Annotated in this window: 18 protein-coding genes; 11 read left to right on the top strand and 7 right to left on the bottom strand. The window is 72.4% G+C overall.

Going from position 1 to position 21,791, the window contains the following annotated elements; genetic code table 11:
• Positions 1-5: 5 nt before the first annotated feature.
• From DEJ23_RS12915 to DEJ23_RS12900, 4 genes are read right to left on the bottom strand one after another with little or no spacing between them, the layout of a single operon-like run.
• Entirely contained in the window at positions 6-1,592 is a 1,587-nt protein-coding gene (locus tag DEJ23_RS12915) for an ABC transporter ATP-binding protein (protein WP_258375527.1), read from the bottom strand.
• The gene (locus DEJ23_RS12910; protein WP_111240652.1) at positions 1,589-2,467 is read right to left on the bottom strand and encodes an ABC transporter permease; all 879 of its coding nucleotides are present in this window, start codon (positions 2,465-2,467) and stop codon (positions 1,589-1,591) included. Before DEJ23_RS12910 ends, DEJ23_RS12915 begins: the two co-directional genes overlap by 4 nt.
• Complete coding sequence (locus DEJ23_RS12905; protein WP_258375526.1) at positions 2,464-3,537, bottom strand: ABC transporter permease; 1,074 nt, start codon at positions 3,535-3,537, stop codon at positions 2,464-2,466. The genes DEJ23_RS12910 and DEJ23_RS12905 overlap by 4 nt, the downstream gene beginning before the upstream one ends.
• Complete coding sequence (locus DEJ23_RS12900) at positions 3,522-5,174, bottom strand: ABC transporter substrate-binding protein (protein ID WP_111240651.1); 1,653 nt, start codon at positions 5,172-5,174, stop codon at positions 3,522-3,524. The genes DEJ23_RS12905 and DEJ23_RS12900 overlap by 16 nt, the downstream gene beginning before the upstream one ends.
• 31 nt (positions 5,175-5,205) lie before the next feature.
• Here DEJ23_RS12900 and DEJ23_RS15800 point away from each other — a divergent pair, with 31 nt between their 5' ends.
• The gene (locus tag DEJ23_RS15800) at positions 5,206-5,805 is read left to right on the top strand and encodes a TetR/AcrR family transcriptional regulator (protein WP_181429258.1); all 600 of its coding nucleotides are present in this window, start codon (positions 5,206-5,208) and stop codon (positions 5,803-5,805) included.
• An 18-nt stretch (positions 5,806-5,823) separates the two neighbouring features.
• Here DEJ23_RS15800 and DEJ23_RS12890 read toward each other — a convergent pair whose 3' ends face one another.
• Positions 5,824-6,858 (bottom strand): cation diffusion facilitator family transporter, encoded by a 1,035-nt coding sequence (locus DEJ23_RS12890; protein ID WP_111240650.1) that lies wholly within the window; start codon positions 6,856-6,858, stop codon positions 5,824-5,826.
• 242 nt (positions 6,859-7,100) lie between these two features.
• Between DEJ23_RS12890 and ileS the strand changes: the two genes are divergently transcribed.
• Genes ileS through DEJ23_RS12865 form a run of 5 tightly spaced genes read left to right on the top strand, consistent with a single transcriptional unit; the run spans position 7,101 to position 13,599 of the window.
• On the top strand, positions 7,101-10,367 hold the full coding sequence (gene ileS / locus DEJ23_RS12885; RefSeq protein WP_111240649.1) for an isoleucine--tRNA ligase: 3,267 nt from the start codon (positions 7,101-7,103) through the stop codon (positions 10,365-10,367).
• A complete protein-coding gene (locus DEJ23_RS12880) occupies positions 10,364-11,866 on the top strand; it encodes a folylpolyglutamate synthase/dihydrofolate synthase family protein (RefSeq protein WP_111240648.1) in 1,503 nt (500 codons plus the stop codon). Before ileS ends, DEJ23_RS12880 begins: the two co-directional genes overlap by 4 nt.
• Before the next feature lie 41 nt (positions 11,867-11,907).
• On the top strand, positions 11,908-12,279 hold the full coding sequence (locus tag DEJ23_RS12875; protein WP_181429257.1) for a DUF4233 domain-containing protein: 372 nt from the start codon (positions 11,908-11,910) through the stop codon (positions 12,277-12,279).
• A gap of 26 nt (positions 12,280-12,305) precedes the next feature.
• Positions 12,306-12,725, top strand: coding sequence for a nucleoside-diphosphate kinase (gene ndk / locus DEJ23_RS12870; RefSeq protein WP_111240646.1), 420 nt, complete (start codon positions 12,306-12,308; stop codon positions 12,723-12,725).
• A 25-nt stretch (positions 12,726-12,750) separates the two neighbouring features.
• On the top strand, positions 12,751-13,599 hold the full coding sequence (locus tag DEJ23_RS12865) for a thioredoxin domain-containing protein (protein WP_111240645.1): 849 nt from the start codon (positions 12,751-12,753) through the stop codon (positions 13,597-13,599).
• Between the two features lie 396 nt (positions 13,600-13,995).
• On the opposite strand, the gene DEJ23_RS12860 is transcribed toward DEJ23_RS12865, so the two are convergent.
• A complete protein-coding gene (locus DEJ23_RS12860; protein ID WP_258375524.1) occupies positions 13,996-14,604 on the bottom strand; it encodes a vitamin K epoxide reductase family protein in 609 nt (202 codons plus the stop codon).
• A gap of 334 nt (positions 14,605-14,938) precedes the next feature.
• Here DEJ23_RS12860 and DEJ23_RS12855 point away from each other — a divergent pair, with 334 nt between their 5' ends.
• On the top strand, positions 14,939-17,926 hold the full coding sequence (locus DEJ23_RS12855; protein WP_111240643.1) for an Rne/Rng family ribonuclease: 2,988 nt from the start codon (positions 14,939-14,941) through the stop codon (positions 17,924-17,926).
• A 1-nt stretch (position 17,927) separates the two neighbouring features.
• Positions 17,928-18,896 (top strand): hypothetical protein, encoded by a 969-nt coding sequence (locus DEJ23_RS12850; RefSeq protein ID WP_111240642.1) that lies wholly within the window; start codon positions 17,928-17,930, stop codon positions 18,894-18,896.
• A gap of 243 nt (positions 18,897-19,139) precedes the next feature.
• On the opposite strand, the gene DEJ23_RS12845 is transcribed toward DEJ23_RS12850, so the two are convergent.
• Complete coding sequence (locus DEJ23_RS12845; protein ID WP_111240641.1) at positions 19,140-19,412, bottom strand: DUF4031 domain-containing protein; 273 nt, start codon at positions 19,410-19,412, stop codon at positions 19,140-19,142.
• A 178-nt stretch (positions 19,413-19,590) separates the two neighbouring features.
• Here DEJ23_RS12845 and rplU point away from each other — a divergent pair, with 178 nt between their 5' ends.
• From rplU to obgE, 3 genes are all read left to right on the top strand, one after another.
• Positions 19,591-19,899: a 50S ribosomal protein L21 gene (gene rplU / locus DEJ23_RS12840; protein ID WP_058741645.1), complete on the top strand. Its 309-nt coding sequence runs from the start codon at positions 19,591-19,593 to the stop codon at positions 19,897-19,899.
• Between the two features lie 14 nt (positions 19,900-19,913).
• Positions 19,914-20,165, top strand: a complete 252-nt coding sequence (rpmA, locus tag DEJ23_RS12835; RefSeq protein ID WP_022905368.1) for a 50S ribosomal protein L27 — start codon at positions 19,914-19,916, stop codon at positions 20,163-20,165.
• A gap of 108 nt (positions 20,166-20,273) precedes the next feature.
• Positions 20,274-21,791, top strand: a complete 1,518-nt coding sequence (gene obgE / locus DEJ23_RS12830; RefSeq protein WP_111240640.1) for a GTPase ObgE — start codon at positions 20,274-20,276, stop codon at positions 21,789-21,791.

The raw sequence follows: 21,791 nt of genomic DNA, 5'->3' as shown, positions 1-21,791 counted from the left end.
TCCGGTCAGGCGCCGGCAGCCAGCCGTTCGGACGCATCGAGCAGGCGGGCGGTCGCCGGGTGCTCCGGCGTCTCGAGCACCCGCGCCGCCGGACCGCGTTCGACGACCCGGCCCTCGTGCACGACGAGCACGTCGTCGGCCATCCGTCGCACGGCCCGCAGGTCGTGCGACACGAACACCATCGCGACGCCCGTCTCGTCACGGAGCCGCTCGAGCAGCGTGAGCACCGCGTGCTGCACGGTGGCGTCGAGCGCCGTCACGGGCTCGTCGAGCACGACCACCTCCGGCGAGGTCGCCAGCGCCCGGGCGATCGCGAGCCGCTGCCGCTGCCCGCCGGACAGCGTGCGCGGGGAGCGGGGCCGCAGCGCGGGGTCGAGCCCGACCTGCCGGAGCGCGGCGTCGATCTGCTCGGCCACGGCACCCTGCGCTCGGCGCTCGGCGCCGTCCGTCAGCGCGTCGGCCAGGACCCGTTCGACCGTCCACCGGTCGTCGAACGTCGCCCCGGGGTCCTGCACGACGGCTGCGATGCGGTGCCGACGCGGGCGCCGGTCGCGTTCGGGCAGCGGCACCCAGGCGGCACCGTCGAGGGTGACCGTGCCGGTGTCGGGCGTCTCGAGTCCGAGCAGCATCCGGGCCACCGTCGTCTTGCCGGACCCTGAGGCGCCGATGACCCCCGTCACCCGGCCCGGCAGCACCGCGAGGGACACGTCCTGCGCGGCGGACACGCCCCCGAACGACCGGGAGAGCGCGTCGGCCTCGAGCAGCGGCGCGGATCGCTGGACCGGGGCCGCGGTCGTCGCCCCACTGCGCGCCGTCCCCGCGCGCGCGGCCTGCACCAGCGCCTGCGTCGCGGTGTGCGCCGGCGCGGCGAAGACCTCGGCGACCCGTCCGGACTCGACGACGGTGCCGTCGTCGACGACGACCACACGGTCCGCCCACCCGGCGACGAGCCCCAGGTCGTGCGTGATGACGAGGAGTCCCGCACCCCGCTCCTGCGCCGCCCGCAACTGCTCCATGACGGTGACCGCGACGGCGGCGTCGAGCGCCGTCGTCGGCTCGTCCGCCACGACGAGTGCGGGGGAGGCCACGGTCGCCGCCGCGATGAGCGCCCGCTGCCGCATCCCACCCGACAGCGTCCCGGCGAGCCGTCCGTCCGTCGCCAGGTCCGGGTCGAGGCCGACCGCGCGCAGGGCCTCGCGCACCGCCTCGACCCGGTCCGCCGCTCGGAGGTCGGTGTGCAGGCGGAGGGCGTCGGCGACCTCGCGGCCGACGGGACGCAGCGGGTCGAGTGCGCCGAGCGCCTCCTGACCCACGTAGCCGACGGTCGAGCCGCGCAGCCGGCGCCACCGTCGCTCGGACAGGCCGCGGACGTCGGTGCCGCCGAGGTCGAGCCGGTCGGCGGTCACGGCGGCGCCCGGCGCCGACAGACCGAGTGCGGCCCGGGCGGTCACGGTCTTGCCCGAGCCGGACGCCCCGACCAGGGCGACGCACTCGCCGGCGTCGACGTGCAGGCCGACGTCCCGCACCACGGTCGTGCCGCCGATCGCGACGGAGAGCCCCCGGACGTCGAGCACCCGCTGTGTGCCGGTCACCGCCTGGCCCCCGCACGCCGCACCGCGCGCCCGAGCACCGTCACCGCCGTGGCGAGGACCACGATCGCGAGCCCGGGGAACGTGCTCATCCACGGCGCCGTCAGCAGGTACGTGCGGCCGTCGGCGAGCATCGCGCCCCACTCGGGCGCCGGTGGCGGTGTCCCGACGCCCAGGTAGCTCAGCGCCGAGGCCCACACCACGGCCTGTCCGACGCCGAGGGTGGCCACGGCGACGACCGGCCACAGGGCCGCGGGCAGCACGTGGCGGACGAGGATGCGGCCGGGGGACCGGCCCTGCAGCACGGCAGTCTCGACCACCTGCGACGACCGGGCCGTGCGGACGAGCCCGCGCACGATCCGGGCGTACCCGGGTGCCGTCGCGAACCCGACGGCCAGGGTCGCCGGCACCGGCCCGGGCCCGGTCACCGCGATGACGACGAGCGCGACGAGCAACAGCGGCAGCGCGAAGGCCACCTCGGTGACCCGGCCGACGACGGCGTCGACGAACCGCCCGCCGAGACCGGCGACCGTGCCGAGCACGACGCCGGACAGCCCACCGACCAGGGTCGCGACGACGCCGACGACGAGCGACGCCCGCGTGCCGGCGACGACGCGCGCGAACACGTCGCGTCCCGACTCGTCAGTGCCGAACGGATGCGCAGCGCTCGGGCCGGCCAGTGCGTCGGCCGGGTGCACCGCGAGCGGGTCGCCGCCGCCGAGCAGTGACGGCCAGAGCGCCGCCAGCACCGCGAACGCGACGACCACCGCGGCGACCGTGCCGGTCGGCCCGAGCGTCCCCCCACGAGACCGCTCGGACCGACCGCCGACCGCCGGACGCGCACCGGCCTGGAGGCCCGGGTCCACGATGCCGCTCACCGCGCGCCCGCCCCGTGCTCGGTCCGCAGACGTGCCCGCCGCCGCGCACCCGTCACGGTGCGCGCGTCGCGCCCGCGTGGGTCGACGACCCGCTCGACCACGTCCGCGACCGCGAGCACGACGACGTAGGCGGCCGCCGAGACGAGGGCGATCCCCGCCACGAGCGGCATGTCCCGCTGCGTCACCGCCGTCACCAGCGCACGCCCGATGCCGGGCAGGGCGAACACCGACTCGACGACCACGGCGCCGGACACCAGCGACCCGAACGCCCACGCGGACAGGGCGATGCCCGGGAGCGCCGCGTGCCGGAGCAGGTGCCGTCCGAACAGCCCCGCGCGGGACTCCCCGCGGCCCCGCGCGGCGAGTGCGAACGCCGACCGTTGGGCGTCGACGACCCCGTCACGCACCGTCTCGGCCAGGTACCCGGCGACCGGCACGGCGACCGTCAGGACGGGCAGGACCCACCCGCGCGGACTGCCGTCCGAGACAGCCGGCACCCACCCGAGGGAACTCGCGAAGACGACGATGAGCACGCTGCCGAGCCAGAAGTGCGGGACGACGCTCGCGGTCACCGTGATCGCGCCCGTCAGCGCCGCCGCGACCCGTCCGCGCTGGGTCGACCACCACGCGGCGACGACCGCCAGCACCCAGGCGACGACGAGCCCGGTGACCGCGAGCGTCAGCGTCACCGGCAGCTGCTGGGCGAGGAGCGTCGACACGGGCGTGCGGAACGCGTACGAGTCACCGAGGTGTCCGGTGGCCAGGCGACCGAGGAACACCGCGTACTGCACGAGCACCGGCTGGTCGAGCCCGTACTCGCGGCGCACCGCGTCGACGGCCTCGGCCGAGGCCTGCGACCCCGGCCCACCGAGGATCGCGAGTGCCGGGTCACCGGGGATGAGCCGGATCGCGACGAAGACGATCGTGGCGACCGCCCAGAGCACGCCGATGCCGCCGGCCAGCCGGCGGAGGCCCCACAGGGTCCATGCCGACCAGCCGGCGGAGCGGCGGTCGCGGGACGGGCGCAGGGGGTGCCTCCCGGCCAGCCCGCCCGTCAGCGTGCGATCCACGCGGAGCCGAACCAGGGCGTGGAGACCGAGGTGGTCTCGATGCCGTGGACGGCGGAGCGGTACAGGAAGTGGTTCTGCTGGTCGTACAGCGGCAGGACGGTGCCGCTCGCCAGGATGCGCTGCTGCGCCTGCCGGTACAGGTCGGCGCGCTCGTCCGCGGCGGACGTGCGTGCCGCGCGCCGGAGCAGGTCGTCGACGGTCGGGTCGTCGAGCTGGGCCAGGTTCGCGAAGTAGCCGGACGGTGCGGGCTCGATGCTCGCGCTGTCGTAGAGGGTCCGGAGCACGTCGGGGCCGACCTTCGTGTACGGCGCGCTGACGACGTCGTACTCGTTCGCGGCGAGGGCGGCGTACCAGCTCGACAGGTCCAGCTCCTCGAGCCGGACGTCGAACCCGACGGCCTTCTCCGAGGCCTGGATCTGATGGAACAGGCTCCGCTCGGCCGGCACGGACTGGTTCGTCGAGACCGGGAACGTGACCGTGAGGCGCTGGCCGTCCTTCTCGCGGACCCCGTCGCTGCCGACCTTCCAACCGGCCTCGTCGAGCAGCCTCTCGGCCGTACTCGGCGAGTACTCGAACAGTGCGGGGTCGGAGTACCCGTCGGGCTCGACGCTGGACAGCACCGAGTACGAGCGCTTCGCGGTGCCGAGGAACAGGCTCTCCAGGCCCGGGTCGATGTCGGCACCGGCGATGAAGGCCTTGCGGACGGCCTCGTCACGGAACACCCCGTGGCCGGAGTTCAGCTCGAGGCGGTTCGACGCGCCGGGGCGCGGCGCGTCGAGGTCGCGTACCGCGCCCTTCGTGGACGCAGACTCCAGCTGGTCGGGCTGGGCGTTGTCGATGACGTCGACCTGGCCGGCCTGCAGCGCCGCGTACCGCGAGGTCGAGTCCGGCAGGAACCGCCAGGTGATGCCGTCGAGCCGGGGGCCGTCGCCGTCCGTGAGGGGCGTGTAGGCCTCGTTCTTCGTGAGGGTGACCCGGTCGCCGTGCTGCCAGTCGCTGACCGTGAAGGGACCGGTGCCGACGGGGGACTCGCAGTTCGTCGCCTGCGGGCGCTGCAGCGCCTTCGGCGACTCCATGCCGACCCAGGGCTGCGAGAACGACTCGAGGAGCGCGCTGTCCGGGCGGCTCAACGAGAGCGTCACGGTGTGCTCGTCGGTCGCCGTGGCCTCGTCGACCGACTGCAGCGCGAGGTAGCCCGTGCTCGACGCGGTCGCCGGGTCCTGCACGTGCTCGATGTTCGCGACCACTGCGGCCGCGTCGAACGGGGTGCCGTCGGAGAACGTGACGTCCTCGCGCAGGTCGAGCGTCAGGGTCTTCCCGTCGTCGCTCGTGGTCCACCCCGTCGCGAGGGCCGGCGTCGGCTCCCCGTCGCGGTCGAGCCCGGTCAGCATCTCGATGTACTGGGTCGACAGCAGGGCCTGCGGGTAGTTGCCGCCGACGTGCGGGTCGAGGCAGGTCGGCTCGGCGTCGCCCGAGGCGTAGGTGAGCGTCCCGCCGTCGACGGGCGTGCTGTCGGAGGTGGCCGCACCGCCGCCGGTGCAGGCGGTGAGGGCGAGCAGGACCGCGGCGGCACCCGCGGACGCGGCCAGCGGTCGACGAGCGCGGGTTCGGGTTTGTTGTACTCGGTCCAAGATCATGGCTGGTCGAGTCTAGCGGTTTACTGGCGACATGGACGAGACGATGCGCCGCGGTGGCCGCCCCCGACGCTCCAGTGCCGAGGTGCTCGCCGACGCGGCAGCCGAGCTGTTCCTCGAGCAGGGCTACGCCCGCACGACCGTCGACCACATCGCCGTCCGCGCCGGGGTCAGTCGGGCGACGTTCTTCAACTACTTCGGCGCGAAGTCGGACGTGCTCTGGCTCGAGCTCGACGCCGCGGTCGCCGACATCCCGGTGTTCCTCGCCGCCTCGACGGAGCAGAGCCCGGTGCGTGCCGTGGAGGAGGCACTGCTCGCGGCGGCCCGGGCGCACGACCCGGAGCGGGTGCCGTGGGCGATCGCGCAGGCCGAGGTCATGGACATCGGCACCGAGCTCGTCGCGAGCGTGGCCGCGCGGGTGATGGCGCAGCACGGGGCGGTGTCGGCGTTCGTCGGTGCCCGGACGGGGGAGCACCCGACGTCGCTCTGGCCGCAGACCGTGTCCGGCGCGCTGCTCGGGGCGGCGGCCGCGGCGTTCGGGGTGTGGGTCGCGGACGGCGTCGGGAGGCGGTCGCTCGTCGAGTACGTCGGCGCGGCGCTCACCCCGGTGGCCGCCGGGCTCGACGCGCGCTGACCCCACCGGCGCAGGCTGCTACTCGGCGCGCAGCGTTCCCGCCCCGCCGGCCGCGACGTCCTCGACGGTGCCGTCGCGCACCATCGCCGGCACCGCTGTGTCGCCTCGGGGCACGAGCGAGGCGTCGCCCGGGATGCTCAGGGTGAGCACCGCCTCCTCGACGTACCGGCTCTCCTCGAGCGAGGCCTCCACCCGGCGCAGCCGCACGGCGACGTGCTCCTCGTCCTCGTTGCCGGTCAGGTCCACCGCGGCCACGAGGAACACCCGCGACGGCCCCACGAACTCCAGGTGCAGGTAGGTCACCCGCTCCACCTCGTCACGGCGGAGCAGCTCGGTGAGCACGGCGTCCTCGAGCTCGGGCGAGGTGGCCTCGCCCACCAGGAACCGCCGGTTCCGCTCGATGAGCACGATCGCGACGACGCCGAGCAGCAGGCCGACCGCGATGGAGCCGACGGCGTCGAAGACCGCGAGCCCGGTCAGCTGGTGCAGGAACACGCCGAGGAACGCGATGACGAGACCGATCAGCGCGGCGGCGTCCTCGGCGAAGACGGCACGCAGCGTCGGGTTCGACGACTGCAGCACGTGGCGGAGCACCGGGACGCGACGCTTCGTCGCGGCGCCGTGCGCCTGTCGGTACGCCTGCAGGAAGCTCGTGCCCTCGAGCACGAACGCGATGCCGAGCACGACGTAGTTGAGGACGACGTCCTCGGCGGGACCGGTCTCGCCGAGCTCGGTGATGCCGTGCCAGATCGACACGACGGCGCCCGCGGTGAACAGCCCGAACGCCGCGAACATGGACCAGATGTAGGTCTCGCGGCCGTAGCCGAGCGGGTGCTTCCGGTCCCGCTGCTTGGCCCCGCGCCGTTCGGCGACGAGCAGGAAGACCTCGTTGCCCGTGTCGGCCCACGAGTGCGCGGCCTCGGCGGTCATCGACGCCGACCCGGAGACCAGGGACGCGATGGTCTTGGCGATGGCCACGAGCAGGTTCGCGGCGAAGGCGATGACGACGGTGAGCAGGGACCCGGGACGGTCCTGCTTCTCGGACGAGGGCATCGGCCCAGCATGCTCCGTCTCTTGTAGACTCGTCCCACCAGGCATCGATCCGGCCATCACCGGGGAGCCTCCGGAAGAACGCGGCAGCACCACCGCCGTCAGTAGAACCGGGCGGACCGGACCGCACCCTCTCCGGACAACGAGCGGTCGGGACCTGCGCGAGCAGTGCCCGGCAAGCGAGGTGGTACCGCGGAGCAGTGCTTCCGTCCTCGTGGAGACGAACCGACCCACAGGAGCCCACGGTGCGCTACCCCCTCAACCGTCCTGCAGACGACACAGCAGCCGGCGTCACGCCGTCCCCGTCCTTCCCCGCCGTCGAGCAGGGGATCCTCGCCTTCTGGAAGGGCGACGACACCTTCCAGGCGTCGATCGACCAGCGCGAGGGCTGCCCCGAGTGGACGTTCTACGACGGCCCGCCCTTCGCGAACGGCCTGCCGCACTACGGGCACCTGCTCACCGGCTACGCGAAGGACGTCTTCCCGCGCTACCAGACGATGCGGGGCAAGCAGGTGCACCGCCGCTTCGGCTGGGACACCCACGGGCTGCCCGCCGAGCTCGAGGCGATGCGCCAGCTCGGCATCACCGAGAAGCACGAGATCGACGACATGGGCGTCGACGTGTTCAACGCCGCCGCCAAGAAGTCGGTGCTGCAGTACACCGACGAGTGGCAGGCGTACGTCACCCGTCAGGCACGCTGGGTCGACTTCGAGGACGACTACAAGACCCTCGACGTCACCTTCATGGAGAGCGTGCTCTGGGCCTGGAAGCAGCTCTGGGACAAGGGCCTGGCCTACGAGGGCTTCCGCGTCCTGCCGTACTGCTGGAACGACCAGACGCCGCTGTCGAACCACGAGCTGCGCATGGACGACGACGTCTACAAGATGCGCCAGGACCAGTCGGTCACCGTCGCGTTCCCGCTCCGCGGGACCCGCGCGGACGAGCTCGGCGTGACCGGGGTGCGGGCCCTCGCCTGGACGACGACCCCCTGGACGCTCCCGACGAACGCGGCGCTCGCGGTCGGCCCGGAGATCGCCTACGCGGTCGTGCCGGCCGGGCCGGGAGGCGCGGCCGACGGCGGCGAGGCGGGCTCGGCGCGGTACCTCCTCGCGTCGGACACCGTGGCCGCCCACGCGAAGGACCTCGGCTACGAGTCGGCGGACGACGCGCTCGCCGCCGTGCTCCGCACGGTCGCCGGCGCCGAGCTCGACAACGTCGAGTACGAGCGCCTGTTCGACTTCCTGGCGGACCAGGAGGGCTACGAGCACGCGTGGCGGATCCTGGTCGCCGAGTACGTCGAGACGGGCGAGGGCACGGGCATCGTGCACCAGGCCCCGGCGTACGGCGCGGACGACCAGGAGGTCTGTGCCGCCGCGGGCATCCCCGTCGTGCTGTCGCTCGACGAGGGCGGCGTCTTCACGTCGCAGTTCGGCGACGTCGCCGGCATGCTGTGGTCGGACGCCAACAAGCCGCTGACGAAGGCCGTGCGCGACACGGGTCGTCTGCTCCGCCAGGCGTCGTACGAGCACAGCTACCCGCACTGCTGGCGCTGCCGGAAGCCGCTCATCTACAAGGCGGTCTCGTCGTGGTTCGTCCGCGTCACCGAGTTCCGCGACCGGATGGGTGAGCTCAACCAGGACATCAACTGGGTGCCGGACAACGTCAAGGACGGCCAGTTCGGCAAGTGGGTCGGCAACGCGATCGACTGGTCGGTCTCCCGCAACCGCTACTTCGGCACGCCCATCCCGGTGTGGCAGTCGGACGACCCCGAGTTCCCGCGCACCGACGTGTACGGCTCGCTCGAGGAGCTCGAGCGCGACTTCGGCCGGCTCCCGCTGAACGCCGACGGCGAGGTCGACCTGCACCGTCCGTTCATCGACGACCTGACCCGCCCGAACCCGGACGACCCCTCGGGGAAGGCCACGATGCGCCGCATCTCGGACGTGTTCGACGTGTGGTTCGACTCCGGCTCGATGCCGTACGCGCAGGTCCACTACCCGTTCGAGAACCGCGAGTGGTTCGAGGAGCACAGCCCCGCGGACTTCATCGTCGAGTACATCGGGCAGACCCGCGGCTGGTTCTACGTCATGCACGCGCTGTCCACCGCGCTGTTCGACCGCCCGGCCTTCCGGAACGTCATCAGCCACGGCATCGTGCTCGGCTCCGACGGCCAGAAGATGTCGAAGAGCCTGCGGAACTACCCCGACGTCTCCGAGGTGTTCGACCGTGACGGCGCCGACGCGATGCGCTGGTTCCTCATGTCCTCGTCGGTGATCCGCGGCGGCAACCTCGTCGTGACCGAGGAGGGCATCCGCCAGGGCGTCCGCGAGTTCCTGCTGCCGCTGTGGTCGACGTACTACTTCTTCACGCTGTACTCGAACGCCTCCGGTGCCTCGGGGTACCAGGCCACCCGGCGCACGGACAGCACCGACGTGCTCGACCGCTACCTGCTCGCGAAGACCCGCGTGCTCGTGACGGACGTGACCACGCACCTCGACGCGCTCGACACCCCGCTCGCGGCCCAGGCCGTCCGCGACTTCGCCGACGTGCTGACGAACTGGTACGTGCGTCGGTCGCGCGACAAGTTCTGGCTCGGCGCGGAGTCCTCGCCCGACGCCCGGGCCGCGTTCGACACGCTGTACACCGTGCTCGAGACGCTCACCCGCGTCGCCGCCCCGCTCGCACCGCTCGTCACCGAGGAGGTCTGGAAGGGCCTGACCGGCGGACGCAGCGTGCACCTCGAGGACTTCCCGGAGCCCGACGAGTTCCCGGCCGACGACGCCCTCGTCGCCGCGATGGACCGCGTGCGCGACGTCGCATCGAAGGGGCTCGCGCTCCGCAAGGCCACCGGCCGTCGAGTCCGCCTGCCGCTCGCGACGCTGACCCTGGTCGTGCCGGATCCCGCAGGCGTCGAGCCGTTCGCGGACATCCTGCGCGACGAACTCAACGTCAAGCAGGTCGTGCTCGAGCAGCAGGAGGAGTCCTCGCTCGGCCGCTACGGCATCGAGCGGAAGCTCACCGTCAACGCCCGCGCCGCCGGTCCGCGCATCGGGAAGCAGGTGCAGCAGGTGATCCCGGCCGCCAAGAAGGGTGACTGGGTCGCGACCGAGTCCGGCGTGACCGTCGGCGGTGTCGACCTCGTCGAGGGGGAGTACACGCTCGACCTCACCGTCGCGGACGACTCCGTCGCGGTGGCCTTCCTGGACGGCGGCGGCTTCGCGGTGCTCGACACCGTGACCACGCCCGAGCTCGAGGCCGAGGGGCTCGCCCGCGACGTCGTGCGCGCCGTGCAGCAGGCCCGCCGTGACGCCAACCTCGACGTCAGCGACCGCATCGTCCTGACGCTCCGCGTCTCCGAGGACGCGCACGGACCGGTCCGCGCGCACGAGCAGCTCATCGCGGGGGAGACCCTGGCGACGAGCGTCGAGGTGACCACGACGACGTTCGCTCCCGGCGAGGGCTCGGACGTCGGCGACGGTGCGAAGGTGTCCGTGGAGGTGGCACGCGCATGAGCGACAGCGAGCAGTACGACGACGACCACGACGGCATCGAGGACCTCGGTCCGCTCGACGACACGGCCGGGGTCCGGATCCCGGTCGGTCCGTCCGGCGACGCGTCGTCGACCGAGGCCCTGCCCTACGGCGGGGACGACGACGAGGTGCGGCGCGTCGAGGCGGCGCTGTACGCCCGCATCGGCGAGCAGGCGCCCGAGCACCGCCTGACCGCGACCCGTCGCGCCGTCGAGCTCCTCGGCGACCCGCACCTGGCCTACCCGGTCATCCACGTCACGGGCACGAACGGCAAGACGTCGACCGCGCGCATGACCGAGAGCATCGTCCGGGCACACGGGCTCCGCACCGGCCTCATGACGAGCCCGCACCTGGTGTCGATCCGGGAGCGCATCGTCATCGACGGCGAACCCATCGCCGCGGACCGGTTCGTCGAGAACTGGGACGACATCACGCCGATCCTCGAGATGACGGACAAGGAGCTCAGCGACAAGGGCGAGCAGCCGTTGACCTTCTTCGAGGCGCTGACCGTCCTCGCGCTGGCGTGCTTCGCCGAGGCACCGGTCGACGTCGCCGTCATCGAGGTCGGCATGGGCGGCGAGTGGGACTCCACCAACGTCGTGCAGAGCCAGGTGCAGGTCATCACCCCCGTCGCGATCGACCACGCCAAGCAGCTCGGGTCGACCGTCGCAGAGATCGCCCGCACGAAGTCCGGCATCATCAAGCCGTCCTCGTCGGTGGTGTCGAGCGCGCAGACGCCCGAGGCGCTCGCCGAGTTGCAGCGCGCCGCCGAGCTCACCGAGTCGACGCTCGCGGTCGAGGGCACGGGGTTCTCCGTCTTGTCCGACACCCCGGCGGTCGGCGGGCAGCTCGTCACCGTGCAGGGCATCGCCGGGCGCTACGACGACCTGTTCGTCCCGCTCTTCGGCCAGCACCAGGCGCACAACGCCGCCGTCGCGATCGCAGCGGTCGAGTCGTTCCTCGGGCGCGGTTCGCAGGCCCTCGACGAGGACGTCCTGTCCGAGGGGCTCGCGAACGCGACGAGCCCCGGCCGCCTGCAGCCGATCGCCCAGGAGCCCACCGTCGTGGTGGACGCCGCCCACAACCCGCACGGGGCCCGCGCCCTGGCGGAGGCGCTGCCGGTCGCGTTCCCGTCCGAGCACGTCGTCGGCGTGGTCGGGATCCTCGGTGACAAGGACGCCCGCGGCTTCGTCCGGGCGCTCAAGGACGTCGTGCAGACCTTCGTCGTCACGCAGCCGCCGGGGGACCGCGCACTCGACGCCGACGCGTTCGCCCGCGTCGTCGTGGCCGAGGTGGGCGAGGACCGCGTGGTCGTCGAGCCCTCGCTCGAGCAGGCGCTGCAGGAAGCACGCGACCTGGCGGACGAGGCGGACGCCGAGGACGCCCTGGTGCTCGTCGCCGGCTCCATCGTGATGGTGGGCAAGGTCATGGACCTCGTCCACGGCGAGGGGCTGCGTCCAGGAGGAGGTGCGGCGGCATGACGGACTCACCACGTGCCTCCCGGCCGGGTCGGGAGCCGCGCATGCGGAAGCCTCGACGTGACCGCGGGGCGCAGGAGAGCCTGCTGTCGATCACCCTGGTGCTCGAGGCGGTCATGTTCTTCTTCCCGATGCTCGTCGTGTACGGGAAGGGCACGCTGCCCCCGCTCGCCGCGTTCGGTGGGGGGATCCTGGCGATCATCGTCCTCGCAGCTGCCTCACGCCTGACGGGCAACCCGGCCGGTGTATGGTTCGGGTGGCTGCTGCAGGCGGCCATCCTCGCCACCGGCTTCATCGAGCCCTTCATGTTCGTCGTCGGCGCGGTGTTCCTGGCGCTGTGGGTGTTCTGCTTCGTCAAGGGCGGTCAGCTCGACCGGCAGAACGCCGCGTACCGGGCCGCCCAGGCCGAGGACTGACCACCACCGAACCACAGGAGAACTGCGTGTCCGATCTCGAAGAGACCCTCGTCCTCGTCAAGCCCGACGGCGTCGCCCGCCAGCTCACCGGAGAGGTCCTCCGCCGGATCGAGGCCAAGGGCTACGAGATCGTCGACCTCAAGATGGTGACCGCGCCGCGCGAGCTGCTCGACGCCCACTACGAGGAGCACCAGGGCAAGCCGTTCTTCGAGCCGCTCGTGGAGTTCATGCAGTCCGGCCCGGTCGTCGCCGTGCGCGTCGCCGGCAACGGCGTCATCCAGGGTTTCCGCTCCCTCGCCGGCACGACCGACCCGACCACCGCCGCACCGGGCACCATCCGTGGCGACCTCGGCCGCGACTGGGGCCTCAAGGTGCAGCAGAACCTCGTGCACGGCTCGGACTCGCCGGAGTCGGCGGCACGCGAGCTCGCCCTCTGGTTCGCGTGACCCCGGGAACGCAGGAGCAGACGCGATGACGAACAACGACCGGCCCACCAAGAACGAGCGCCGGCAGCACGCCCGCGACGTCGCCCGGCAGCGTGCCGAGGCCGAGAAGCGCCGCAAGCGCCGCAACAAGTGGTTCCTGCAGGGCGGCATCGGCCTGGGCATCGTGGCCGTCGCGGCGATCGTCGCGATCGTCGTGGTGAACGTGAACAGCGGCGGCACCACCTCGGCCGCGGGCCCGAAGAACATGGTCACCGGCGGCATCCAGTTCACCGGCGGTGACGGGGAGATCGAGCCCGTCACGACCGGCGGTGTCTCCGCCGACGGCACCCCGTCGCCCGTCGCGACCGCCGACAGCGACGGCAAGGTCAAGGTCGTCGAGTACGTCGACTGGGCCTGCCCGGTGTGCAAGCAGTTCGAGGCCGCCTACTCGGACCAGATCACGGACTTCGTGAAGGACGGCACGGCGACGCTCGAGGTCCACCCGGTCTCGATCCTCGACCGCAGCTACCTCGGTTCGCGCTACGCCAGCCGTGCAGCGAACGCCGCGATGTGCGTCGCGAACTACGCGCCGGACAAGTTCCTCGACGTGCAGACGCAGTTCTTCGAGAAGCAGCCCGAAGAGGGCACCAAGGGTCTGACGAACGCCGAGATCGCCGACCTGGTGGAGGCCGGCGGGGCGACGGGCTCCGACGTCTCCGAGTGCCTGTCGAACGAGACCTACAAGGGGTGGGTGACGAAGGTGACGAACCAGGTGACCTCGGACCCGGCGGTCGCCGGCCCGCAGGGCTTCGGGACGCCGACGATCCTGGTGAACGGGCAGCGCGTGGAGTCGCTCACCGAGGTCGTGCCGACCATCGAGGCCGCCGCGAAGTAGCCGTTCCGCACGACGACGGCCCCGCCGCTCCCGACCAGGGAGCGCGGGGCCGTCCTCGTTCACGGGGCCGTGCGGGCGCAGGCGCGCCGGGGTGGTCGGGCCGGGCCGGGTCGGGCGTGCGGTGCTCGGCCGGGTCGGGCGTGCCTGGTCGGGTCGGGCGTGCCTGGTCGTCCTGTCACACCAGGTACGCCCGTTCCAGCTCGCCATCGCGGGTGACCTGGTCGGATCGGGCGTGCCTGGTCGTCCTGTCACACCAGGTACGCCCGTTCCGACCGGGCATCGCGGGTGACCTGGGAAGGATCGGGCGCGGCGAGGACACGCGCGCGGACAGCACGCGCAGCGTCGGGAACGCCTCGGTGGCGGCAGCGCGAGGCGCTACCGATCGTGGGCCGGGCGTCAGATCGGGAGCGTCGTGAGCACCCGCGGGAAGACGATGAGGATGCAGACCACGATCACGGCGTAGTTCGCCAGCACGAACGCCCACGAGTACGGCAGCAGCGTCCTCCCGACGCGCTGGACACCGGCGCCGAAGCGGCCCTGCGCGGCGTTCCAGGTCGTGAAGATCCAGAACATCGGGATCGTCACCGACCAGACGAGCATGCACCAGGGGCACAGGTACCCGATGACCCACACGGTCTGCGTGAACAGCCAGGTCACGAACACCCAGGCGAGGAACACGCCCGCGTTGAAGAGGATCCAGAACCAGCGGTTCCCGTTCCGCATCCCGGCGAGCAGCACGACCCCGACGGCGATCGGCGCGACGAAGCCCATGACGCCGAGCAGCGGGTTCGGGAACCCGAAGAGCGACCCCTGCCAGCTCGTCATCACCTGCGAGCAGTTCACGAACGGGCTGACGTCGCAGCTGAGCGCCTTCGTCGGGTTCTCGAACTTCGCGAACTCGTCCAGCACGAGGTTGAACGCGGCGTAGAGGCCGACCGCACCGGTGACGATGAGGAAGACCGCCATGGCGACGGGGCGGCGGGGCGTGGTTGCGCTCGTGCTCACGGCGTCATCATCGCATGCCCGTTCCGGTACTTTCCTGGCACCTCGTGCGACAATGGCTGCAGTCGCGCGGCCGATCCGTGCGGCGAGAGAGCTTTCCGGGCGCAGCCCGGACGATCAGGTGCGGTGAGAGCGCGCCGTGACCGGGACTCGCGTCACGCCGATGCCGAGCCGGACGGGCCGGGTGCCCGACACGGAACGGCCACGGACCGAACGCCGGGATGACGCGGACCGGTCACAAGACAGCGAACGCGGGGGCGTGGACGCCGCCCGTGACAACCACAGAATTCCCGCCGTCCGTCAGGGCGCGAGTGGGGCCGAGGAGTGCACCAGATCCATGGTGGAGCAGAACACCGACAACCCGAACAACGAAGAAGTCGCACCGAAGCGCCGGGGCCGCCTGTTCGGCAGCCGCCGCGCACGGTCCACCGGCCAGGAGGCCCGTGGTGACGTCGACGAGACGACCCAGGACGTCGAGACGGTCGCGCTGACCGACGACGCGCCAACCGACGACGCACCGGCCGGCGACGCTCCTGCCGCGGACGAGACGGCCGCGTCGACCACGACCGACGCCGCGTCGGCCCCGGTCGAGGTCGCCGTCGAGCAGGTCGCGAGCCCGGGTACCGAGCCGCAGGACGTGTCGACCGTGACCGGGAGCCAGCCCGTGGTCACCGGCGACGCGTCGACGGAGGCCGAGCCCGCGCAGGCCGACCGCACCGAGTCCGCAGCCGCGGCCGCCGGTGCGGAGACCGCCGCGACGGAGGAGGAGCCCGGGGCTGCCGCACCCGCGACCGAGGTGACGGGCGCCGGCGAGGGGAGCCCCGCCTCCCGGCCGGAGCCCACGTCCGCTCCGGAGGCCGACGAGCCGTTCGTGCCGAAGGCGACGAGCACGCTGAGCCTGATCTTCCACGCCCCGGTCCTGCCCGACCTGCCGGTCCGCGCCGCCCGTGACGAGGACGAGGACGAGGACGAGGAGCAGGGCGGCGGTCGCCGTCGATCGCGCCGCCGGGGGAGCAGCGCCGACCGCCAGGAGCGCGGCGCCCGCGAGCCGCGCGACCACCAGGAGCCCCGCCGCCGCGAGCCCGAGCTCATCACCGAGCCGCAGCGCATCAAGGGGTCGACCCGTCTCGAGGCGAAGAAGCAGCGCCGGCGCGACGGGCGTGATGCCGGTCGTCGTCGCACCGTCATCACCGAGGACGAGTTCCTCGCCCGCCGCGAGAGCGTCGACCGGCAGATGATCGTCCGGTCGAGCTCGTCCAAGATCGAGATCGGCGTGCTGGAGGACAACGTCCTCGCCGAGCACTACGTCACGAAGTCGCACAACGTGTCGCTCATCGGCAACGTGTACCTCGGCAAGGTGCAGAACGTGCTGCCCTCCATGGAGGCGGCCTTCGTGGACATCGGCCGCGGTCGCAACGCCGTGCTCTACGCGGGCGAGGTCGACTGGGCGTCGGTCGACACCGGGAACCACGGTCGCCGCATCGAGGCCGCCTTGAAGCCGGGCGACAAGGTGCTCGTGCAGGTCACGAAGGACCCGGTCGGGCACAAGGGTGCCCGTCTCACCTCGCAGATCTCGCTGCCGGGTCGCTACCTGGTGTACGTGCCGAACGGCTCGATGAACGGGATCTCGCGCAAGCTGCCCGACACCGAGCGTGCGCGGCTCAAGAAGATCCTCAAGGAGGTCCTGCCGGAGCACGCGGGCGTCATCGTCCGCACCGCCGCCGAGGGTGCCACCGAGGAGCAGCTGACCCGCGACGTGCAGCGCCTGACGAACCAGTGGGAGGCGATCCAGAAGAAGGTCGCGAACGGCCACGCACCGGTCATGCTGCACTCGGAGCCGGACCTGCTCGTCAAGATCGTCCGTGACGTCTTCAACGAGGACTTCACGAAGCTCATCATCGACGGCGAGGCCGCGCGCGGCACGATCGAGGAGTACCTCGACGCCGTGGCGCCGGACCTGAAGGACCGCGTCGAGGTCTACGACGGCCCGGACTCGTTCGAGGAGTACCGCCTCAACGAGCAGATCGAGAAGGCGCTGGACCGCAAGGTCTGGCTGCCCTCGGGGGGCTCGCTCGTCATCGACCGCACCGAGGCCATGACGGTCGTCGACGTCAACACGGGCAAGTTCGTCGGCTCGGGCGGCAACCTCGAGGAGACCGTCACCAAGAACAACCTCGAGGCGGCCGAGGAGATCGTGCGTCAGCTCCGCCTGCGTGACATCGGCGGCATCATCGTCATCGACTTCATCGACATGGTGCTCGAGTCGAACCGCGACCTCGTGCTCCGTCGTCTCGTCGAGTGCCTGAGCCGTGACCGCACGAAGCACCAGGTCGCCGAGGTCACCTCGCTCGGCCTCGTGCAGATGACCCGCAAGAAGATCGGCGTCGGGCTCCGCGAGTCCCTCGACGAGGTCAACGCGAAGGTCAACGACAACACGGCCGAGCAGCAGGGCAAGAGCCGTCGGAAGGGCCGGGGCAACGCGGGCTCGAACGGTGGCAACGGCAACGCCGGCAACGGGAACGGTGGCAACGGCGGCGGGTCGGGCAACGGCTCGCACGGGGCGAACGGCCAGTCCTCGCAGGCGCACCAGATCACCGAGGACGTCAAGAACGCGCTGTCCCGCATCGCGGCGTCGACCCTGCCCCACGAGGAGGCTGCCGCCGGTGTGACCGGTGTCGCGTCGCCTCGTGGTGGTGCCGCCTCGGTCGGCTCGCCGGCCTCGGCGGAGTCGCCGGCGTCCGCCGGGTCGCCGGTGTCGGCAGGTTTGCCGGCGTCCGCGCCGGAGCAGGGCGCCGAGGACGGTCCCGGACAGCACGCCGAGCAGCCGTCCGGCCCGAAGCGCCGACGCCGTCGGGGCGGCCGGGGCAACGGCAACACGGGCAGCGACCAGGGAGCGTCGTCGAACGAGCAGACGTCGGCGGAGTCCGGTGCGCCGGTGGTCGAGCCCGACCCTGCCGCCTCGGAGGCGGTCCCGGCCACCGCGGCCCCGGCTGCTCCCGCTGCGCCGTCGCCGGACCCCGAGGCGGTCCCGGTGAAGAGCGCCAGGCCGACCCGTCGCCGGGTCAGCTCGAGTGCGCCGGTCACCCCGACCGAGAACACCGTCGCGATCCTCGACATCCCGGTCGCCGTGACGAAGCGCGAGCCGCGTCCGGTCCGCGACGACGCCGAGTCGCTCCTCGACTCCGTGCTGCAGGCGCTCCCCGAGCCGAAGCAGCCCGGCCAGGGACGGTCCCGCTCGCGGCGGGTGTCCTCGCCGAGCATCAGCGCGCCGGCGACCTCGGACGACGACGCGCAGGACGACGGTTCCGTGATCGCGGGGAACTGACGTGACCGACGCGGGTGACCCCCGCGGTCGCGGGCAGGACCGCGGGTACTACGGTGCGGGCTGGTCGCAGCCCGCACCGCCCGCGGCCGGAGACCCGGCAGGGCCCGCGTGGTCCGCACCGCAGCAGTACGGCCAGCAGCAGCCGCAGTTCGGAGGAGCCCCGGCGCGGGCGTCCCGACCCGCGTCCGATCCGCGCCGGGCGTTCGCGCCGGGAGCCTCGGTCGCGAACACGACCGGTGCGCTCATCGCGGTCGTGTCGATCGTCGTCGTCGAGTTCGTCTCGGGTCTCCTCGGTCTGCTCGGGACCTCCCTCGTCGTGCACCCCTTCTCGACGTACGGCACGGGCGCGAGCCTGCTCGGCAGCTTCGTCTCCGGGGTCTTCGCGGCGCCGTTCCCGTTCTACGCGGGGGCGTTCCTCGCGCTCGCGTTCCTCACGCCGATCGCCCGGCGCAGCCCGCTCCCGACGGTGCTCCTGCGCGCCGTGCTCGCCGGCGCGGCGGGCATCGTCGCCCTCGCGCTCGTCGGGGTCTTCACGGGGGCGTACGCGGCCGTCCGGACGGGATCCGGCGCGCGACTCGTGATCGACGTCGTCACCGGCCCGCTGCAGAACGGGGTGCCCTTCACCCTCATGCTCCTCGCGACGTCGACGGCCGCCTGGTTGTGGCTCGGACGCCCGGGCGCCGGACGAGCGGGGCAGCGGGCCACCGCCGGCCGACCGGGCTCCGTGCGCCCGGCGGACGCCGTGCCCCCGTCGACCCTGCGGCCCGGGCCGGGAGCGCCGGCGCCGCAGCAGCAGGGACAGTACGGCGCCCCGGACGAGCACGGGCGGCCGTCCGGGATGCCCACCGGACAGCAGCCGGGGCAGTCGTCCCGCGCGCAGCCGTACGGTGCGCAGTCGTCCGGCGCGCAGTCGACGGGCCAGCAGCAGGGGCACCGCCCCGACGACCGGTGGGGCCCTCCGCTGCGCTAGCGGCCGTCGACACCCGTGGGACCGCGTGACCCAGGGTGCGCACCGGCGAGGGGACCCGTCCCACGCCACGCGGTCCGCGCCGTCGAGGCGTGCCGCGCACCGTTCCGCCCCCTGCGGACCGGCCCTCGCCGTCGGCGGGCACGTCCGGGTCGGCCGTCGGCGGAGGCGGAGGCGGAGGCGGGACGACCGACGGAGGAGCGCCGTGCCTCCCGGCCGTCGGTGCGCTCAGTGCGCTCAGTGCGCTCAGTGCGCGCGCTTGTCCCGCTGCGCCACCCGCAGGCCGCTGGCGATGAGCCGGAGCACCAGCTCACGACCGGTGACGGCCCTCGCGCCTGCCGCGACGAGCTCGTCGTAGCGGGAGAGGGGCACGTCGTAGTGGTCGTGGTCGAACGCCCGACGGGGGACGCCGACGCGTTCCGCGAAGGCGTGGAGCTCGTCGTAGGATGCATCACTGACGAGGTGCGACCAGACGGTGTCGTGGGCGGGCCACGTCGGCGGGTCGATCAACACGGTCACGCGAGCCATCGTACGTGTGTCGCCGTTTGACCGGACCCGGGGGCATCGAGTATTCTCGATCCCTGGTGTCAGCGGGCCGTTCTGCCTGCGTCGCCGATCGGGCCCGGCCTCCGGGAGCCGCTCGTGCAGAAGTGGGCACCCGAGACTTCCCTCAAGCAGAGTACGTAAGGAATTCCACGTGGTTTACGCAGTAGTGCGCGCCGGCGGCCGTCAGGAGAAGGTCGAGGTCGGCACGATCCTCACGATCGACCGTGCCAAGGCCGACGACAAGGGCAACATCGACCTCGCCCCGGTGCTCCTCGTGGACGGTGACAAGATCACGTCGGCGGCTTCCGAGCTCGCCAACGTGACCGTCACCGCCGAGGTGCTCGAGGACCTCCGTGGTCCGAAGGTCGTCATCCAGAAGTTCAAGAACAAGACCGGGTACAAGAAGCGTCAGGGCTTCCGCGCTGAGCTCACCCGCGTCAAGATCACCTCGATCGCGTAAGGCGGGAGTAGAAGATGGCACACAAGAAGGGTGCGAGCTCCACTCGCAACGGTCGTGACTCGAACGCGCAGCGCCTCGGCGTGAAGCGCTTCGGTGGCGAGGTCGTCAACGCCGGCGAGATCATCCTGCGCCAGCGTGGCACCCACTTCCACCCGGGCGCCAACGTCGGCCGCGGTGGCGACGACACGCTGTTCGCCCTCTCGGCCGGTTCGGTCGAGTTCGGCACCAAGGGCGGCCGCAAGGTCGTCAACATCGTCAACGCGTAACACCAGCGACGACAAGACTCTGCGGGAGGGGCGGGCCACGTGCCCGCCCCTCCCGTTCGTTCGTGCAACACCTCTGCAACACCTCTTGCATCACCTAGGAGTGGACCCATGGCGACCTTCGTCGACCGCGTGACCCTGCACCTCACCGCGGGGAACGGCGGCAACGGCTGCGTGTCGGTCCGCCGTGAGAAGTTCAAGCCCCTCGCCGGCCCCGACGGCGGCAACGGCGGTGACGGTGGTGACATCGTGCTGGTCGCCGACCCGCAGGTGACGACCCTGCTCGGCTACCACCGCTCGCCGCACCGCTCGTCCAAGAACGGCCAGCCGGGCATGGGCGACATGCGCAGCGGTGTGAGCGGGGAGACCCTCGAGCTCCCCGTGCCGATCGGCACGGTCGTGCACGACGAGGACGGCGAGGTCCTCGCCGACATGACCGAGCCGGGCATGCGCGTCGTCGTGGCCCCCGGCGGTCAGGGCGGTCTCGGCAACGCCGCGCTCGCGACCACGAAGCGCAAGGCCCCGGGCTTCGCGCTGCTCGGCACCCCGGGGTGGACCGGTGACGTCAGCCTCGAACTGAAGACGATCGCCGACGTCGCCCTGGTCGGCTTCCCGAGCGCCGGCAAGTCCTCGCTCATCGCCGCGATCTCGGCCGCGAAGCCGAAGATCGCCGACTACCCGTTCACGACGCTGACGCCGAACCTCGGTGTCGTCGAGTCCGGCGAGGTCCGCTTCACCGTCGCCGACGTCCCCGGTCTGATCGAGGGTGCGTCCGAGGGCAAGGGCCTCGGGCTCGAGTTCCTGCGCCACGTCGAGCGCTGCGAGGCGCTCCTGCACGTGATCGACTGTGCCACGCTCGACCCCGGCCGTGACCCGATCAGCGACCTCGATGTCATCCTCGGCGAGCTCGAGCGCTACCCGGTCCCCGAGGGCCAGACCCCGCTGCTCGAGCGTCCGCAGCTCGTCGCCCTGAACAAGGTCGACGTGCCCGAGGCCGCCGAGCTCGCCGAGTTCGTCACCGCCGAGCTCGAGGAGCGCGGGTACCGCGTCTTCCCGATCTCGACCGCGTCCCGTCAGGGTCTGCGTGAGCTGACCTTCGCCCTCGCCGAGGTCGTGGAGCGTGCCCGTGCCGAGCGCCCGGTCGAGGCCGCTCCGGAGCGCATCGTGCTCCGCCCCAAGGCCGTCGACGAGAAGCCCTTCACCGTCCGCGCCGAGGGCGGCGAGGAGCACCGCTTCTACCGCGTCCGGGGCGCGAAGCCCGAGCGTTGGGTCGTGCAGACCGACTTCACGAACGAAGAGGCCATCGGCTACCTGGCCGACCGGCTCGCCAAGCTCGGCGTCGAGGACGGCCTGTTCAAGGCCGGTGCCGTCGCCGGGTCCACCGTCGTCATCGGTGGCGACGGCGGCATGGTGTTCGACTGGGAGCCCACGCTCACCTCGACCGCGGAGCTCATCACGAGTGCCCGCGGCACCGATGCCCGTGTCGGCGGCTCGTCACGTCCGACCCGCAACGAGCGCCGCGAGGAGTACTTCGAGCGGATGGACGCCAAGGCGGCCGCCCGTGCCGAGCTCGAGCAGGAGCGCGTCTCCGGCCTGTGGGCGGACGACGACCGGGACGACGAGGACTGA

Source organism: Curtobacterium sp. MCSS17_008, assembly GCF_003234185.1.
Taxonomy (GTDB): domain Bacteria; phylum Actinomycetota; class Actinomycetes; order Actinomycetales; family Microbacteriaceae; genus Curtobacterium.
The sequence above is the reverse complement of the archived record's forward strand: the minus strand, read 5'-3'. Positions and strand labels throughout refer to the sequence as shown.

Excerpts from the sequence above, each read along its gene's own strand:
- DEJ23_RS12855 (WP_111240643.1), top strand. The coding sequence starts at position 14,939 with ATGGTGGAGCAGAACACCGACAACCCGAACAACGAAGAAGTCGCACCG.
- DEJ23_RS12880 (WP_111240648.1), top strand. The coding sequence starts at position 10,364 with ATGAGCGACAGCGAGCAGTACGACGACGACCACGACGGCATCGAGGAC.
- DEJ23_RS12875 (WP_181429257.1), top strand. The coding sequence starts at position 11,908 with ATGCGGAAGCCTCGACGTGACCGCGGGGCGCAGGAGAGCCTGCTGTCG.
- DEJ23_RS12865 (WP_111240645.1), top strand. The coding sequence starts at position 12,751 with ATGACGAACAACGACCGGCCCACCAAGAACGAGCGCCGGCAGCACGCC.
- DEJ23_RS12890 (WP_111240650.1), bottom strand. The coding sequence starts at position 6,858 with ATGCCCTCGTCCGAGAAGCAGGACCGTCCCGGGTCCCTGCTCACCGTC.
- DEJ23_RS15800 (WP_181429258.1), top strand. The coding sequence starts at position 5,206 with ATGGACGAGACGATGCGCCGCGGTGGCCGCCCCCGACGCTCCAGTGCC.
- DEJ23_RS12900 (WP_111240651.1), bottom strand. The coding sequence starts at position 5,174 with ATGATCTTGGACCGAGTACAACAAACCCGAACCCGCGCTCGTCGACCG.
- rpmA (WP_022905368.1), top strand. The coding sequence starts at position 19,914 with ATGGCACACAAGAAGGGTGCGAGCTCCACTCGCAACGGTCGTGACTCG.
- obgE (WP_111240640.1), top strand. The coding sequence starts at position 20,274 with ATGGCGACCTTCGTCGACCGCGTGACCCTGCACCTCACCGCGGGGAAC.